This window comes from Cyclonatronum proteinivorum (assembly GCF_003353065.1).
Lineage (GTDB): Bacteria > Bacteroidota > Rhodothermia > Balneolales > Cyclonatronaceae > Cyclonatronum > Cyclonatronum proteinivorum.
The window spans coordinates 2,857,510-2,876,058 of sequence record NZ_CP027806.1; the positions used below are offsets into that span (position 1 = coordinate 2,857,510).

Sequence of the window (18,549 nt, forward strand, 5' to 3'; positions counted from 1 at the left end):
TCCTTTTTCAGTGTGTCACAAAACAGTATGTCGGTGTGTCAGTGTGTCTTTTGCAGGTTATAACGTTGATATTATTTGGGATACAAAATTCCCCTCTCGAGAGGGGTGGCCCCTGTAGGTGGGCGTGAAGGGCCATGTGGCCCGAACCGCACCCAGTCCCTTTCAACGCCCAAATGCTGACGGGCCGGGGTGTGGAGAGGCCGACCGAAGGCTACGAACCAAATTACCGGCACTAATGCAATGGATGAGACAGCCTGTGAGTAGAAGCTCCTTGGCGTAAGCTGCTGGAATCCCGGCACCGAGGCGGTCACACCCCGCCCGTTCGCTTCGCTCACCCGGGCACCCCTCTCGCAGAGGGGAATTTTAGCTCCGTGGCGTTTCAGGATTTCCAGACTCAAAACAAAATGTTGTTATTAAGGCATCGAAGTCATTATTAATACGGCACTTGCCAACTCCCATCTCGAGAGGGGTGGCCCCGGTAGATGTCGTGAAGGGCCATGTGGCCCGAACCGCACCCAGTCCCTTTCAACGCCCAAATGCTGACGGGCCGGGGTGTGGAGAGGCCGACCGAAGGCTACGAACCAAATTACCGGCACTAATGCAATGGATGGGACAGCCTGCGGGTAGAAGCTCCTTGGCGTAAGCTGCTGGAATTCCGGCATCGCGGCGGTCACACCCCGCCCGTTCGCTTCGCTCACCCGGGCACCCCTCTCGCAGAGGGGAATTTTAGCTCCGTGGCGTTTCAGGATTTCCAGACTCAAAACAAAATGTTGTTATTCAGGCATCGAAGTCGTTATTAACACGGCACTTGCCAACTCCCCTCTCGCAGAGGGGAATTTTAGCTCCGTGGCGTTTCAGGATTTCCAGACTCAAAACAAAATGTTGTTATTAAGGCATCGAAGTCATTATTAATACGGCACTTGCCAACTCCCCTCTCGAGAGGGGTGGCCCCGGTAGATGTCGTGAAGGGCCATGTGGCCCGAACCGCACCCAGTCCCTTTCAACGCCCAAATGCTGACGGGCCGGGGTGTGGTGAGGCTGACCGAAGGCAACGAACCAAATTACAGGCACTAATGCAATGGATGAGACAGCCTGCGGGTAGAAGCTCCTTGGCGTAAGCTGCTGGAATTCCGGCATCGTGCCCGTCACACCCCGCCCGTTCGCTGCGCTCACCCGGGCACCCCTCTCGCAGAGGGGAAATTTAGCTCCGTGGCGTTTCAGGGTTTCCAGACTCAAAACAAAATGTTGTAATTCAGGCATCGAAGTCGTTATTAATACGGCACTTGCAAACTCCCCTCTTGAGAGGGGTGGCCCTTTTTCAGTGTGTCACGAAACAGTATGTCGGTGTGTCAGTGTGTCTTTTGCAGGTTATGATGTTGATATTATTTGGGATACAAAATTCCCCTCTCGAGAGGGGTGGCCCAGTTAGAGGTGTGTGAAGGGCCATTGTAGCCTGAACCGCACCCAATCCCTTTCAACGCCCAAATGCTGACGGGCCGGGGTGTGGAGAGGCCGACCGAAGGCTACGAACCAAATTACAGGCACTAATGCAATGGATGGGACAGCCTGCGGGTAGAAGCTCCTTGGCGTAAGCTGCTGGAATTCCGGCATCGAGGCGGTCACACCCCGCCCGTTCGCTGCGCTCACCCGGGCAAACCTCTCGCAGAGGTGTGTTTTAGCTCCGTGGCTTTTCAGGGTTTCCAGACTCAAAACAAAATGTTGTTATTCAGGCATCGAAGTCGTTATTAACACGGCACTTGCCAACTCCCATCTTGAGAGGGGTGGCCCCGGTAGATGTCGTGAAGGGCCATGTAGCCCGAACCGCACCCATTCCCTTTCAACGCCCAAATGCTGACGGGCCGGGGTGTGGAGAGGCCGACCGAAGGCTACGAACCAAATTACAGGCACTAATGCAATGGATGAGACAGCCTGCGGGTAAGAAACATTTAGTTACCCCCGAACCCGCGCGCAGGGACGCGTCTCTACGGGGGTGAATTTTGGTTACCGGGTAGTACTGCTTTGGGAGATCCCTCACATGAGGTTTCGAATGGTTTTTGAGGTTTTCCTGCTGCTGTGGCTTCTGGTGCTTCCCTGATGGCTCCCGATGTTCGGGATGACGGGTTGTTTTTATTTGAGTTAAAGAAAGATGTATGCCTGGATCTCCTGTGCCGGACATGCCCGGCAGCAAAAATTGGATGGCTAAGGGTGTCTTTGTGCAAATTCCGCGTTTTCTTCAGCGGGTAACGTGCAAAAAATAGCACGGCGCAATGAGACCGATTTGGGGTGCCGGGAATCAGCATTGCAGACCGTGATGCTCTCGGGGTTTCCCCCAAAAAAAAGAACCGGAATCAGCGGGGCTGTCCGGTTCAGGGTGGGGTGCGGGGTTTTGTGCCGCGGGAGTCCCGGGGGATGGTGGGATGGCCTTGCCCCGGGACTTTTGGTCTTGCTGGGATGCTTATTTCACGAGCGTCATTTTGCGGGTTTGGGTGAAGGTTCGGTTGTCGCTAACGGCATGCAGGCGGTACACATATACGCCGCTTGCGAGGCGGGAGGCATCGAATGCCGCGGTGTGGAAGCCGGCGGTTTGCAGCCCGTTTTGCAGCAACGCTACCCGCTGACCCAGCAGGTTGAACACTTCAAGCCTGACCTCAGCCGCTTCGGGCAGGGCGTAGCGGATGCTTGTGCCGGGGTTAAACGGGTTGGGGTAGTTCTGATTGAGTTCAAATGTGAGGGGTATTTCTGAGGCGGTGTCGCCGCCTTCGTGCGTGGGGGTGCCGTAATGGATTTCGAGCAGGAAGCGGGCCTCGGCCTCTCCGTGCAGGCTTCCCCCGTGGAGTTCTTCCGAAAGCAGGGAGACCGGCAGTGCGCGCGGGGCCTGCATGCGGGTGGGCGCGGGGGCAGCGGAGAAGGCGTCAGGGATGGCGGCGCGTGTGTTTTCGGGGATGTAAGCTGTTTGCTGCCGTCTAGCGCGGCGGCTTCCTTCCCGATTGCTTTCTACTGCGGTGAGTCCGCCGGTTTGGGGCAGGCTCCGGCTGAGGGCTGTTTCGAGCTGCACCTCAATCGCGCTGCCCGCATGCCATTCGTACTGCTCTCCGGTGTGCTGATCGGTCAGGTACACGCGGATGTCATCGGCGGCTTCGTGTGCGAGCCAGGTTTCAGAGAGGGTGAGGCGGTGCAGTCCGCTGCGGCTGCTGCGGATGTGAAGCGGAATCTGAAGCACGCTGCCGTAGGCCGGGGCATGGTACTGCTTGAGGGCCGGGAAGCCGTCCTCATCCCACAGCTCAACGGTGAGGCGGTGCTGCGTGAGGCCTGCCGGGCGGTAAACCGGCATCAGCGCTGAAGCGTTGTCCTCAAAGAGGGAGACGAGCGCCACATCTTCACGGCCGGAAACGGGGTGTTCGGCCCGGATGGCCATGAGCAGGCTTTCTGCGGCGGCCAAAGGTGCGGCTCCGGCCTCCGCAGTAGCGGAGAAGGGCTCTCCGGATGCGCCGGCGCGGTGCAGGTTTCCGCCAGTTGCCGCATGTGCCGGGGTGATGGTGATGGCGGAGGTTTGGCCGTGTGCGGCATTGGCCTGCACCCAAAAGCCCTGAAAGGGCGGGATGATGCCATCATGCGCGGTTTCGCCGAGGAGGCCGCCTGTGCCGGGGGTAAACAGGCGGTATCCGCCTTCGTTGCTGAAGAGGGTGTTGTCGAAGACAAAGATGCCCGGGCTTACCCCCGAAAGGCCGTTTGCCGCAACGGCTTCCCAGCTGACGGGGAAGGGGTAGGGGTTGGAAACCAGGTGCCAGCCGGCGGATCCGGGAAGGTTGTCGGGGTTGGTGTTGGTGAGTGAAATTTCGGCATCTGTGAGGAGCGGGAAGCCCGTGTGCCGGACTTGCAGGGCGTTGTCATCTTCATCTTCATACATAAAAATGAGGGCCGCTTTTCCGCTTGCCTGTGTTTCGGCGCTGCGGGTTCCGAAAATATGGCTGCTGTGCAGGGGGATTTGCCAGATCCGGCTGATTTCGTTGTAGAGGTACACGTTGGAGTCGCCGTCTTCGGAATTGCCTGCACCGGGGTAGCCTTGTGTCCAGATATCGGCGAGCACTTCGGCATAGGTTGCCAGCGGACCCGGTGCGCCGATGATGCGCCAGCCGGAGCGGTTGGGGGTTACCGGCACAATGGTATCGATCACGAGGGCGGTGCTGTATTCCCCGGCTACGACAGGGCCCGTGCGGGTAAAGGTTTGATCCTGCGCGTTTTGGGTCCAGTCGGTTTGGATCTGCCATTGCGATTCGGGCGTTTCCCGGTACAGGACGCGCTCGACCAGTCCCTGCGTGTAGCTGCCGGTATCGGATAATCCGGTTTGTTCGCTTGTATGGTTGTAGCTGAGGGTGATGCTGCCCTGTACGTTTGTGTTTTCGGGGATGAAGTTCCAGCTCACGCCCCGCCGCCGGGCTTCAAGACCGCCGGGGAAGTGCTCGCCGGCATCGGAACTTCTGCGGTCGCGGAGGTCAATTGTTGCGGAAACGAACATGCTGAGGCCGCCGCCGCTCAGGTTCTGAATGCTAACTTCGGCCCCCTGCGGACCTGCAGAAGCCGTTTGACCCGGAATCAAGGTGTTGCCGAACTGCCCGATGGGTGCGCTGCTTTGGGTTACCCATTGCGGACTACCCTGAAAGCTGCCGGTAGCGGTGCCCCGCAGGTCGGCTGCAGAAGTGCCGCTACGGTCGTCAAACCGCAGGTAAACGGTGAGGTCCTGGAAACGCGGGGAGGAGATTCCCACAACTTCATGCATATGCTGCTGAATTTCAGCCTGCGAGAGGGCCCGGTTCCAGATCCGGAATTCGTCGAGGGTGCCGTCCAGGAAATTGTTTTCTACAAACCGGCCGATATGCAGTTCGGCTGTGCCGGTGAGCGGCGGCTTTTCGGCACCAGTACCGTCAAGCTGACCATTCAGATAAATGCGCTGTTCCTGCGTGGCAAGGTCGTACACGAAGGCCGCATGGTACCAAACGCCGGTTTGCAGCTGTGTACCGGCGGTTGTGTCGTTACCCCAAAAGCCCATGTGCAGGCGCTGATTACGTGCCAGCAGGTGCAGGCTGTTGCTCTCCGTACCACCGGTGGGCGCGCCGGCAATGGGGGCATCGCCACCGGGAAGGGTATTGAACCTAACCCATGTTTCGATGGTGAAACTGGCTTCTGTAAGTCCCAGCTCTGTTGCATTCTTACCGGTTGGCAAAAAGCTGCCACCGGAAAAAGAAAGCGCGCCTTCAGCTCCGAACGCTTCCGGAATAGCAATACCGGAGGCATTCAGCACGCTGCCTGCTTCCGATTCAAAGTTTGAAGCAGCGATGCTCAGGGAAACCTCGCCCAAATAGGCAGTAAGTTCACCTGAGATGTGGAGCTGTGTCTGTTCGCCGCCTTTCAGGGCGGGGATGGTCCAGGTGCTGCCGCTCAGGGCGTCGTTAGGGCTGCTCAGGTTTTCGATGTTTTGCCCGGTGATTTGCACCTCGACAGCGGCAAGGTCTGACAAGCCGGTATTGCTGACCTCAAGGGTGAGCAGCACATTGCCGGAGGCATCATTTCCGGTGTACATTACGCGCGACTGCAGGGTCGTTACCGGGCGGGTGAGGGCAAGCTGTTGTTCTTGTACCGATCCGGTAAAGGTATAGGTTTTTTGTACCGGATCATGCGTCCAGCCGGTTGCCCGTATCCATTTGCTGCCTTCGCCGCTTCGGGTGAGCAGTTGCAGGGCGCCATCCTCATAAAAGTCATAGTTGAGGGTGAGGGTGGCAGTTGTACTGTTGCTTGTCGGAAAAACACCGAATACGGCATCGGTCCGGTTAATGAAAGGAGTGCTTTCGTCAAACTCAGCTGCGACCGGATCAGAAGTATTCAGGGCGATGAAACCGCTGCTGTTGTTTCCGTAGCGATATAAGGAGAGCGAACCGAGGCCCAGCTGTGCCTGTATGCTCAGGTTGGCGTCTGAAAGCGATTCGGAAATAGTATTGGGCGGTAAAAAAATGCTGTGCTGACCCAAAGGCATCACGGGCGCAAACCACGATGGATTGTTGACGATATCCGCAATTGTAACCGGCGCGTTTTGCGTGACTTCAAAAATACGATTACCGCTATGGTCGGGGTTGAAGTAGCCATCGGTTTGGGCTTCGTTGAAGGTGTAGTTGGCCAGCAGTCCCGGCGTGTTTCGGGGGAGGGTGCGATTCATCCCGGCCTGAATTTCGGCTGTAGTGCGGGCACCCTGCCAGATGCGGAGTTCGTTCATGCTGCCGTTGAAATATTCATTGATCCAGCGGCCAATCAGCAGCGGTGCGTTAATACCGTCCGGGTGAGCATCGAAAGCATAGGTTTCCCTGAGTCCGGAAAAAATGCCGTCCACATAAATGCGTTGTTCGCCCGCATTATTATCAAATACAAAGGCGACATGATACCAGCGGTTGGCCTGCAGGCTCCGGGCAGCGGTGAGGTCATTACCAAAAAAGCCCATATTTAGCTGAGCATTACGCACAATCAGGTGCAGGCTTGCGTTGTTAGCAACCATACTGGGATGACCTAAAATGGGATTGTCGCCTGAAGTATTGTTGAGACGAATCCACGCTTCAACCGTAAAGCTGTCTTGGGGGATGCCCAGCATGGTATCGCTCATGCGGGTATTGATGTAATCGCTTGTGCCGTTGAAAGCCATCGCGGTACCGGCGCCCAAGGGTTCTTCGGTCAGGTTTTCGAGCTTAAGCCGCAGGGCCGGAATCGGAAATTGAGGGTTGATGTCGCCCGGCTCGTTATACCGGTGAACCTGCAAATAGGGATAGGATTCATAATCACCTTCCTGTATTTCCCAAATGGTATCGAAATCGAAACCTGCATTTTCAAATACTGATTTGGTTCGCATTTGTGCACTGTTTAGAGCTTGTCCGCCGCCGGGTAAAGGCAATAAGTTTAATTGTTTGGTAATAGCCAAACCACCTGTAACCGATTCATCCCAGAAAAGGCCTTCTATGTTTTGGGGTACAACTGTGTTGCCAAACCTACCCGTAAGCGCTCCGATCCAGTCACGCCGATGGATTTCATCAAAGTTGCAGCTTATATGAACATTTGAAATGTTCATCGTGCCGCCATCATAAGCCCCACTCCCAAAAAGCCCCCCTCCATGAGCCCCTCTTAACCGAACGGCGGTATGAACATCATATACACTACCGTTGTTTGAGAATCTTCCAATCAGCCCTCCTGCCGAACCTCTGGCCCCGCCAAAGGAGTCGTGTCCGGCTGTTTTTACAAAACCAGTAGTAAATACTTTATATACAACAAAATTAGCATCACCTACGCCCGCAACGGGGCCCCCAGCCATTCTGCCGGTAAAATCGACGTCAAGCAGCATCAGATCACGCACTGTTCCACCCCTAAGGATGCTGAATAGGCCCATATCATTCCAATCCGGACGGTTTATAAATAAATTGGAGATGGCATAGCCGTCCCCGCTAAAAGTACCCGTAAACGTACCAAGGGGCATCCAACCGGCACCGCCATCAGCCTGTGGTGAAGCCAGTTCTTCATAGGCCAATGTGTTGCTGTCAAGATGATTCGTAAGTTTGTGGTGCGAACCCAAGCGGTGCCGCACATTATTCAGATGAAACCAGTTTGAAATGAGATAGGGCGTATCACCACTGCCGTTCCCGCCGGCAAAGAGCTGCAGACCCGGAAGTGGGTTAGGGCCGTTTGAAACAAGGGGAGAGTCGTAGGTAAATCCCTGCAAATACGGAAAACTTCCTGATAATTCGGTTCCGATCTGCCATACGCCTGTTGATGGAGTGAAGTCAAAGCCCGAAAAGCTGTTTTGACTGAGCATTTGTGCTTCTGTAAGCCCGGTTGCTGTAGAGGGTTCACTGAGCGTGGCCGGCCCGTCTGTATTATAATAGACATTGGCACGGGTACAACTGTTGCAAATACCGGTTACCGGACGGATCTGCCCATCGTTGGAACCGGCTGAAACCCATGAATTGCTAATGTGACCGTAATCTACTGCTACCAGTCCACCTGAGTTGGTTGCACCCTGAAGGATAACAGTAGAATATGAATTTGAAATGGTACCGTTGTTTTCAGCAGCTATGCCGCCCAGCTGATTACTACCATTGAGCGTGCCACGTGCAATGGCTTTAGTGATGCTCGCGTCTTCTTCCACAATACCGGCGATTGCGCTGAGATTATAGGCCCCGGTAATGTTTACATCGGCCATTATTTCTGTAAGAGTGCTGTTGCCCCCTGCCCTTAAGGTTATTCCGCTCGCATAGCAGCAGTTGGCATCTGTGGGAACGGTGATATTTCCCGAAACAGAAACCCGCTCCATAACTGAGTTATCGAAAGCTCCGGCAACTCCCGCAGCAATACCGGTTCCGCTAATGTTTACGTTGCGTAAATGAAGATCTTTCAGGCTGGCATTAAAGGCAATACCTATAAATGCCGCAACGAACGGGTTAGGGGAATTAATGATATGCAGATCTGCTACAGTGAAACCTCCGCCATCCAGAGAACCCTCAAACGGTGCAAAGAAAATACCAATCGGTATCCAGCCAAGACCATTATTGGCGCTAGGAGAAGCCACAGTATGGTAGCCTTCAGTGCTGCTGTTAAGATCATTAAGCAAAACAAAATGAGAGGTCATATGGGACTTGATATTGTTCAGATGATACCAGTTGCTGATCTGAAACGCGGTTTCGGCGCTTTGTCCGTCGCCGCCGGCAAAATCCTGCCCTTTTGCTTCTGAGATCCCGAATGCCGGAATCAGCAAAGAAATCAGCAAAGTCAATGCTATGCTTACCAATAAAGAAGAAATAGAATTCATGTTGAACATATCGCAAAAAATAGGGTGATAAAGGTTGAATCGGCCTGCATCAGGGCAGGCGCTGCCGGAAAACCAGGGGTCCGGACTGAAGTGATATTTTTCGGGGGGGGAGGCCTGTTCGATTTACAGGCTGAATTACAGGTCTAAGGTTTGGTTCGGCTTCACGGCCTGATTCGCTTTGAGCTTTTTCAGGCCGTATCCGAATCCGGCTGCAACGAGCCACCATGCGGGTCCCAAGGGTACTTTTGGCGGCTCATTCGGGAATTGCGGGGCGCCCGGTCCGGAAGCCGGGGGCGCCGGTGGAGCCGTAGCCCAGGGGTCCGGGTTGCGAACCTGCCGGGCACTTGCTACGGCAGGGCCGAACATCTGCGCAAGCGGTGCCAAAAAAGAAATTGGCTGGGTCAGGGCATGGGCGTTGTCATATCCTAAATCCGGCTTCTGCAATTCCGGCTGCAGGACGAACACCGAAACGGAGGCGGCCACATAGAGCAGCAACAGCAGACCGGCGCGCCGGATCACCGCCGGGTAATCCGGGGTTTCAGATGCCTGTTTACAGTTGTTGGAATAATTGCGGGGGGAATTGACAGTCATGAGGGGGTATCATTTTTAAATTTTGCATTCAAAGGAAATTCCCCGCCGTGTTGACATTAATCAGACATATCCGGCCGCTGAAATACCTGTGAATGCAGTTTTAGTGTGGACTAAATCTATTCAAAAAAAGCACGTAGTGGTTAGTACGTATATCCCAATTTGTTGTACGTATGTGTCAAAAAAGGCTAAAAATCACGGATTTACGGCACTTTACAGCCTTTGCACGGAATAATTGGCATAGGTTTGAAAATTTAGCATCACAGCCCGGAAGGCTGATTAATCGGGTGTCTGTTTGAGATTAAATCAGGATCGTAGCTGGTTATTTTGGATGCTTTTTAGCTTTAACTACAGCGCTATTTAGAGGTTGGCGATCCCTAATCTGTAAACTATTTTATATGTACTGAATGTACACAGACTCGATTGCGTTGCGAGAATGCTCCCAAAACCCTGAAATTACTGCCTTGTGAAATTTTTTTGCTTTCTGATTTTGTCGGCGGTACTGTTTCCGCTGTTTCCATTGCTTCCATCGGGCACTGCTTTTGGGCAGCAGCCGGAAGGCTTTCCCTTCGTCCGCTTTTTTCAGGCAGGCACCGATTTCACCGGTTCGGATCTGACCTACGCAATTACGCAAGGTCCCGACGGCACGATTCTTTTTGGCAATGATGAGGCGGGCATTCAGCAGATAAACGGGACGGATGTACGCCCGATTCGCTTTCCGCGCAGCAATGTGGCGGCTTCCTTCGCCCGCGATCCTTTCGGACGCATCTATGCTACCGGGAATGCTGATTTCGGATATTTGGAGGAATCCGGTTTGCATGGTATGCAGTATCACTCGCTCACACATCTTGTACAGGCAGCTGCGGGGAGCATCCCTTTTATTCATACCTCAGCTTCGGTAGGGGATCAGGGTGCGATGTTTTTTGCCGGTCTGCAAAGCGGCTATTTTTACGATCCGCAACAGGACAGCGTACTTGTACTGATGCCGGTCGGGCAGTTTTATGATACCAATCGTGTAGGGAGCACAACCTGGCTCACCGATACAGCGTCCGGCCTGCATACCGTAAACCATCAGGGCAGGCTCACATGGGTTGAAACCCCTTTCCCGCCGGGCAACAACCGCATCATCGGGCTGCAGGGGAAGCCTGCTGTGTACACGTTTGATCACCGCCTATGGATTCTTGAGGACAGCGGCGACTGGGTTCTGAGCGGTGTTTTTCGGTATTATGAGGATAAAGAAGCCCTTCATGTGCTGCATGCCGGCAGCCTTGCCGACGGGCGGGTGATGATCGCTTCTATGAGCGGGGTGCAGATCTTTACCCGCGACGGCCGCCTTCAGCACAATTTTAACAGCTCCAATGTGTTGCCTTTCGATATTTCCGGAATGGCCTATGAAGCGGAAGACGGCAAAATTTGGGTTTCAAGTCCGAACGGTATCGCAGTAATTGACTTCCGTAACCCGCTGCGTTACTTTCCTGCACCTATGGGATTGCCGGATCGGCGCCTCAATGTGTTCGCGGAGTGGAACGACATGCTGTTTGTAGGGTCAGATTCCGGGCTTTGGGCAAGTGACGCATCCTCGTTTAGTCAAGTCGTTGGCAATATGGCCATCTTCGACATGCTGGAGACCGCCTTCGGCCTCATGGTAGCAAGCAGCCGCGGTCTCTTGCTGGTTGAAGAAGACGGAAACATAGAGCAGCTCTCCGGCGATGTTTTCATCCGCAGCATTTTTGCAGATCCGGATCATCCCGAAACCTACTATTTCTACGATTCACCGCAGGCCCTTTACCGGATTGTGATGGATGATACCGGTGGCGGGCATCAAGTGAGCCTGCTATATGAAAATACGATTATGCCATTTTCTATTGTTAAAGTTTCGGGGGAGGAACTGTGGTACAGCACCCGCGATTTTGGCATTTATCAGCTGCAGGCCCGCTCCGATGCGCATGGTATTGCCGAAATAACCGGCAGTATTTTATGGGATGAGCAGCGCGGACTCCCGGCACCGGAAAACATCAACATCTTCCGCTATCAGGGTGATGTAGCTTTTATGACCGATGATGGGGTGTACACTCCTGATGCCACACGGCAGGCAGCGGTACCGCACCCGGATTTCAGGGATATTGTATTCGGCACAACCCGCCGCAACATTTGGCCCTTCCTTGCACTGCAGTCCGGTGCGTTCGCCGGCCGGGTTAACGCCGCCGTTTTTCCGCTGCTCACTCCGGAAACGCCCTCCGAAACGATGCAGAGCGCTGGTGCGGCCCCTTCCTATCGTTGGCGTAACCTGCCATTTGGCCGCTCATTTGAACTCGGCGGCATCATCAGGCTTACAGAAAGTCCTTCCGGCAGGCTGTATGCCCTGGCTGGCAGCGGGCTCTCCTACCTTAACGCGGGATGGGAAAATGAAACCCCAGTCAGCGCCCGCGCGCCCCGCTTGCAGATCACCGGAATCAACATGGCCGCAGATTCTGTGCTCTTTCACGGCTGGTCGGCTTCCGTGGAAGATATCAACCCTCACGTACCCTTCGGGATGAACAGTCTGCGCTTCAACTGGAGCCTCAATGCTTTTGAACCTACTGACCTCAACCGCTATCAGTTCCGCCTGCTCGGTGCCGAAACCGACTGGTCGGCCTGGTCCGCCGAAACCTTCGCCGACTATCGCAACCTGCGGGAAGGCCGCTACACCTTCGAAGTGCGCGGACGCGACCTCTACAACCGCATTTCGGAGGCGGCCGTCTTTTCCTTCACCGTGCAGCCCCCCTGGTACCGATCAGTCTTTGCGTACATGTTCTACATCCTTTTTGCCGCCGGCCTGATAGGCGGCAGCTTTCATTGGCGCACTCAAAAGCTGCTGGCACGACAGCAGGAACTCGAGCGGGAAGTCGCCGCAAGAACCTCAGAAATTGAGCACAAAAAGCAACAGCTTGAAAAGCTTGATAAAGTAAAAAGCACTTTCTTCTCGAACGTTAGCCATGAGTTTCGCACGCCCCTAACCCTCATTAAGGGACCTGTGGAGCGCCTCATGTATGAAAGCAGTCTGAGCACGGCTGAGAAAATCGGGGAGTACGAGCGCATCCTCGAAAACGCCAACCGCCTGCTGTCGCTCATCGATCAGATCCTTAACCTTTCCAAAATGGAAAGCGGCACCTACGTACTGCAGCTCCGACGCCTTGACCTTAACGCCCTGCTGCAACGTGTTGCCGGCTGGTACCGCGAGCTCGCTGCCCGCAAAGGGCTCCAATTTACGCTTGAAATTCCCGACACGCCGTTTTGGATGTATGCCGATGCCGAACAGGCCGAGCTGCTGTTTTCCAACCTGCTCTCCAACGCCGTTAAATACACCGAAACCGGCGGGGTCACACTCCGCTGTCTCATCCGCAACGAAACCGCGGAAGTACTCGTGAAAGATACCGGTATCGGCATACCGGAAGGCGAGCAGGGCCGCATCTTCGACCGCTACTACCGCGCCCAAAGCGGCCTGCTGAGCAGCTCCGGTGCCGGAATCGGCCTCAACTTAGTTAAATACGCCGCCGACCTGCACGGGATAGCCGTGTCGCTGCACTCCGCCGAAGGGCAGGGAACGGCATTTACCCTGCTGTGCCGGGCGGGTTTGGCGCATTTAAGCACCGAATACAGGGTGCTTGAGGATGATGGCAGCATCCCGGCGGCAACGCTTCAGGTGCCCGATCAGGTGGCAGCGGGAAGCCCTAAAGAAGAAGAGGCGTCGCATCCCGCTGTTCAGGCGGAAGCCCCTGAGGATGCTGATACTGATGCCGACGCCGAGGACATCCCCCTGCTCCTCCTCGCAGACGACAACCGGGATATCCGCGTTTTTATCCGCTCCGTGCTGGGCCCCGGCTACCGCTACGCCGAGTGCGCCGACGGGCATCAGCTCGTAGCACAGGCCAAAACCCTGCAGCCCGACCTCATCCTCTCCGATGTGATGATGCCCGGTCTCGACGGCATTGCCGCAAGCCGGATACTCAAAGAAGATCCCGAGACAGCGCACATCCCCATCATCATGATTACCGCCAAGGGGGGCAATCAAAACGAGCTAACGGGCCTCAAATCAGGCGCCAACGACTACATCACCAAACCCTTCTCGCCGGCCATCCTGCAGGCACGGGTTTTGGGGCAAATCAACCTGCTGATGCGCCTGCGCCGCTTCCTGCAGCAGCAGTTCAAAGCAAGCTACCTGCACACGGACGCGGAGTCAGCAACCGGCGCGGAGACTGAAGCCGATGGGGTAAACACCCCCGAATGGAAGCAGCAGATTGATGCCGCCCTGCATGACCCTGAATTTTCGGTTCAGGATATGGCGAACATGCTCGCGCTGAGCCGTTCAAGCCTCAACCGCTTTTTTAACAGTGAAACAGGAAGCAGCCCGCAGGAATACATCCGGCAGCGGCGCATCGAGCTCGCCTGTAAAATGATGGCCCGGAAGGAGGGAAGCCTCAGCGAAATCGCCTACGCCGCGGGATTCAGCAGCGTCAGCTACTTCAGCCGGGTATTCAAACAGCTCAAAGGGGTGCCCCCCACACAATACGCCGGCAGCTGAGCATTTTCCGCCAAAAACCAACCTCCGCGATACCCCTGTATTTTATTTTTGGGAAAACCCCGAGAGCATCACGGTCAGCAATGCCGGCTCCAGAAATCCCAAATCGGTCTCATAAGTCCTTGCTTTTTTTGCGCGCTACCCGCTGTTGAAATCCGGATTTTCGGGCTGGTTATGACAAATTAAAACGGACTTGGTGTACGGGTGAATCTGCGTGTTTCCCAAACCGGCATGTCCGCCACCTAAAACCCTCCCGCCCAGCCAATCCGGGAAAACACCTTCCTTTAACTCAAATAAAAACAACCCGTATTTTGTTTTGAGTCTGGAAACCCTGAAACGCCAGGGAGCCAAAATTCCCCTCTGCGAGAGGGGTGCCCGGGTGAGCGAAGCGAACGGGCGGGGTGTGACCGCCTCGGTGCCGGGATTCCAGCAGCTTACGCCAAGGAGCTTCTGCTCGCAGGCTGTCCCATCCATTACATCAATGCAGGTAATTTGGTTCGTTGCCTTCGGTCAGCCTCACCACACCCCGGCCCGCCAACATTTGGGCGTTGAAAGGGACTGGGTGCGGTTCAGGCTACATAGCCCTTCACGACATCTACCGGGGCCACCCCTCTCGAGAGGGGAATTTTGTATCCCAAATAATATCAACATCATAACCTGCAAAAGACACACTGACACACCGACATACTGTTTCGTGACACACTGAAAAAGGGCCACCCCTCTCGAGAGGGGAGTTAGCAAGTGCCGTGTTAATAACGACTTCGATGCCTGAATTACAACATTTAGTTTTGAGCCTGGAAATCCTGAAAAGCCACGGAGCTAAAATTCCCCTCTGCGAGAGGGGTGCCCGGGTGAGCGCAGCGAACGGGCGGGGTGTGACGGGGGCGAATGCCCGCATTAGGCCCCGGAAACCACGGAGCCTAAAAGGTTATATTCTTCGTTTTTGCTCGTCTCCGGCCCAATTTGTTCAAAATTACCTGAAGGGTTCAGGTCTTTATCTCCGCCCGAAACCAGCCCCGGCAGGGGCGACCCCTTTGTAGAAAAATGCGATCACCCAAAAAATGAACCGAGTGCCGCAGGCATGAGGCGACCGGCGGAGCCGTCCGAATTGTGAAATTCCGACTCCAAAATGGCATGCGCGTTTGGGGTGCTTTGGAAGGCTTTCAACACACATGGTCGCAGGCCGAAGCTGGTAGGTCCCGGATAACGCCGCGGGCAACCGGGGCATTTATGTAGCGTCGGTGTGGGCGTTTCCGGGAGGACGTGTTTGATACTATTAAATATACGGCGCGCATTGCGCGCCGGTTTGTTACCTGCCTGCCTGCCACGATCACAATTCAACCCCTCAAGCCCGTCATCCCGGAAATGCTGCGGCGCGGGGTTTTGAACCCGCACGAAACCTCGTGCAGCATTATCCGGGATCTACCAAGCGGGACCTGCCGCCATGTGTTTAGAAGGCCCCAGATGCCTGATTCCGCAAAGTCCGTTTCGAACTTTGGATCTCGAACAACCCACATGATCGCAGGCCAAAGCTGGTAGGTCCCGGATAACGCCGCGGGCAACCGGGGCATTTATGTAGCGTCGGTGTGGGCGTTTCCGGGAGGACGTGTTTGATATTATTAAATATACGGCGCGCATTGCGCGCCGGTTTGTTACCTGCCTGCCTGCCACGATCACAATTCAACCCCTCAAGCCCGTCATCCCGGAAATGCTGCGGCGCGGGGTTTTGAACCCGCACAAAACCTCATGCAGCATTATCCGGGATCTGCCAGGCGGGACCTGCCGCCGTGTGTTTAGAAGGCCCCTGATGTTTGGTTCCTCAAAGTCCGTTTCGAGCTTTGGAAGGCCTGCAACACACATGGTCGCAGGCCGAACTGGTAGGTCCCGGATAACGCCGTTGGTTTCGGGGTGGGTATGCTGCGTCGGTGTGGGCGTTTCCGGGATGACGTGTTTGATTTTATTAAATATACGGCGCGCGAGAGCGCGCCGGTCTGGTACCTGCCTGCCCCGATCACAATTCAACACCACCCAAGGCCGTCATCCCGGAAATGCTGCGGCGCGGGGTTGAATAAGCTGCATGAAACCTCGTGCAGCATTATCCGGGATCTGCCAGGCGGGACCTGCCGCCATGTGTTTAGAAGGCCCCTGATGTTTGGTTCCGCAAAGTCCGTTTCGATCTTTGGAAGGCCGGCAACACACATGGTCGCAGGCCGAAGCTGGTAGGTCCCAGATAACGCCGCTGGCAACCGGGGCATTTATGTAGCGTCGGTGTGGGCGTTTCCGGGAGGACGTGTTTGTTTTTATTAAATATACGGCGCGCGAGAGCGCGCCGGTCTGGTACCTGCCTGCCTGCCCCGATCACAATCCCCCCCCCAGGCCGTCATCCCGGAAATGCTGCGGCGCGGGGTTGAATAAGCTGCACGAAGCCTCGTGCAGCATTATCCGGGATCTGCCAGGCGGGACCTGCCGCCATGTGTTTAGAAGGCCCCTGATGCCTGATTCCGCAAAGTCCGTTTCGAACTTTGGAAGGCCTGCAACACACATGGTCGCAGGCCGAAGCTTGCAAATCCCGGATAATGCCGTTGGGATTCGGACCTGGCCCGTGTTATAGGAACGCGATTCATCGCGTCTCTATAACACGTAGGGACAACCATCATCTGCGGGGCGTTTCCGGGATGAACAGGTTGTTTTTTGTTTTGGAGCCAATAGCCCTGAAAGGGCGACATATCAAAGCCCGGGGTGACAACCCCGGTTTGGCGGAGTCCAGTAGTATGGAGCCCTGAAGGGGCGGCATATCTGCGGAGCGCGGAGAAAAACGGAGGGCGCCGTTCCAAAATGTTTTTTTGTTGGCCTGATATTGAGGTTGGGTGCCCCTACAGTTAACCCGTTTGAATCCCTCAAAATCCATGAAATCCGCGTTCCATCCGCGTGTAACGTGCAAATAAAGCAAGGCGCTATGAGACCGATTTGGGATGCCGGGAACCAGTACCGCAGCCAGGTACTGTGTCAAAAGTCAAGTAATTTTTTTCCTTTTAATCTTCAAAAAATGCCATTTCTAGCTCCGGTATGGTCGTATCAACACCGGTATCGCCCTTGGGCGATACCGCGCTGGCGCTCAGGCCGGCCGGCCTGAGCGCCAGCGCGGCATCAAAGGCCTCGTTTTTCTTCCACAAATGGTACATCAGGCACAACAACTTCTTCTGCAAGGCCACATTGGCCTTCATTTTTATCCCGTGCCGGCTGACTAACCGATCATAATAGCTGTAATATGGTTGCTTCCTGTGCGACAAAATATTGCCAACCGGCATGTACATGGCTGCCCTGATGCGCGCATTGCCCTGTTTCGACATTTTTCTCTTGCCTTTGTGTTTGCCTGACTCCTTAACCACTATATCGTAACCCGCATAGCTGATCAGCTGGCTTCTTGTCGTAAAGTATTCAAAGCCCAGCGTCTCTGCCAGCACCGTGGAGATTGTAATCAAACCTATCGACGGAATCGACTTCAGCTTATCCACCTTTTCTTCGATCTCCGGATCCGAATCCAGATGCCTGGTGATCAGCTTTTCAAGCTTGGTGATCTGTTTATCCAAGGCAGCGATGGTTTGCTGGACAATCTTGCGCGTATCTTTGATAGCGTAAGCGCTGTAATTGAGAGCGTGAAGCTGGTTTTTGAGCTGGGTCCGCTGTTCTACCAACGCGCCACGGGTACGCGTGAGCTGACGCAGCTCGCTCCAATAGGGTTTAATGCCCCGCCATAGCTGCAGCTTCTTGCGCGCACCCATCAGGGCTAGCCCGCGGGCATCAATACGGTCGGTTTTGTTCTTGAATCCCTCAGACTCATTGAATCTACGCGCCTGACTGGGTAAAACCACGCTTAATGCCCATTCGGGGTGGTTATCAAACAGGTGCAGGGCAACCCGCTCGTAATACACACCGGTGGCTTCCATGGTGATGCGCACCGGTGCAGGCTGTTTGGACTCCCATTTGGTGACCCAGCTGACAAACTTGGGCAGCTCTGCCTGGGTGTTGTTAAACTTTCTGGAGGAGCGTACACGCTCGGTCTGTTCAACAGGGTTATACTCGAGGATGCAGGCCTTGAAGTCGTCTTTTGAGATATCTATGCCAATGGAATAAAACATGACTAATCAATAGTTTAGTGGTGTGTTATTTGCATCCGAAGCAGGATCCTGTCGCATGAATTTCACTCATGAATGGTAGCTTTAGAAACGGGTCTAAGCTCTAGGTACTGTTGTCTTTCAACGCCAGGATACAAGTCTGGTTATGCCTGGCGTGGTTCATCCGGTTAAACCGGTGATTGTGATGCTCCGAGGGTGCCAGACTTGCTCCTATTTCGGTTGTTTGGTTTCTAATCTAACACTTGCCCGATTAGACGCCAATTTGAATCAAAATTAACATATGAGTGATGCTCTCGGAGTTCCCCCAAAAAAACGCCAGGGGTTGTGTGTGGGGATTGTATGAAGATTGTATAGGTGGTTTTGCTGCGATTGGGGTGCCTTGTGCGGGAGCGTGTTAATGGGGTTTGCGCTGTTGTTCAGGCTTGCTCAGT

5 protein-coding genes are annotated in these 18,549 nt (G+C 54.8%); 1 reads left to right on the forward strand and 4 read right to left on the reverse strand.

What is annotated here, in order from left to right; genetic code table 11:
- Positions 1-2,455: 2,455 nt before the first annotated feature.
- Both CYPRO_RS10860 and CYPRO_RS10865 read right to left on the reverse strand, forming a co-directional pair.
- Entirely contained in the window at positions 2,456-8,845 is a 6,390-nt protein-coding gene (locus CYPRO_RS10860) for a LamG-like jellyroll fold domain-containing protein (RefSeq protein ID WP_114984634.1), read from the reverse strand.
- A 126-nt stretch (positions 8,846-8,971) separates the two neighbouring features.
- The gene (locus tag CYPRO_RS10865) at positions 8,972-9,427 is read right to left on the reverse strand and encodes a hypothetical protein (RefSeq protein WP_114984635.1); all 456 of its coding nucleotides are present in this window, start codon (positions 9,425-9,427) and stop codon (positions 8,972-8,974) included.
- A gap of 463 nt (positions 9,428-9,890) precedes the next feature.
- Here CYPRO_RS10865 and CYPRO_RS10870 point away from each other — a divergent pair, with 463 nt between their 5' ends.
- Complete coding sequence (locus tag CYPRO_RS10870; RefSeq protein ID WP_114984636.1) at positions 9,891-13,985, forward strand: response regulator; 4,095 nt, start codon at positions 9,891-9,893, stop codon at positions 13,983-13,985.
- A 135-nt stretch (positions 13,986-14,120) separates the two neighbouring features.
- Here the strand turns inward: CYPRO_RS10870 and CYPRO_RS10875 are convergent, their stop codons facing one another.
- Together CYPRO_RS10875 and CYPRO_RS10880 are read right to left on the reverse strand one after the other, a co-directional pair.
- Complete coding sequence (locus CYPRO_RS10875) at positions 14,121-14,456, reverse strand: hypothetical protein (RefSeq protein WP_114984637.1); 336 nt, start codon at positions 14,454-14,456, stop codon at positions 14,121-14,123.
- Positions 14,457-17,014: 2,558 nt separating this feature from the next.
- Complete coding sequence (locus CYPRO_RS10880; protein WP_114984638.1) at positions 17,015-18,121, reverse strand: IS110 family RNA-guided transposase; 1,107 nt, start codon at positions 18,119-18,121, stop codon at positions 17,015-17,017.
- Positions 18,122-18,549: the final 428 nt, after the last annotated feature.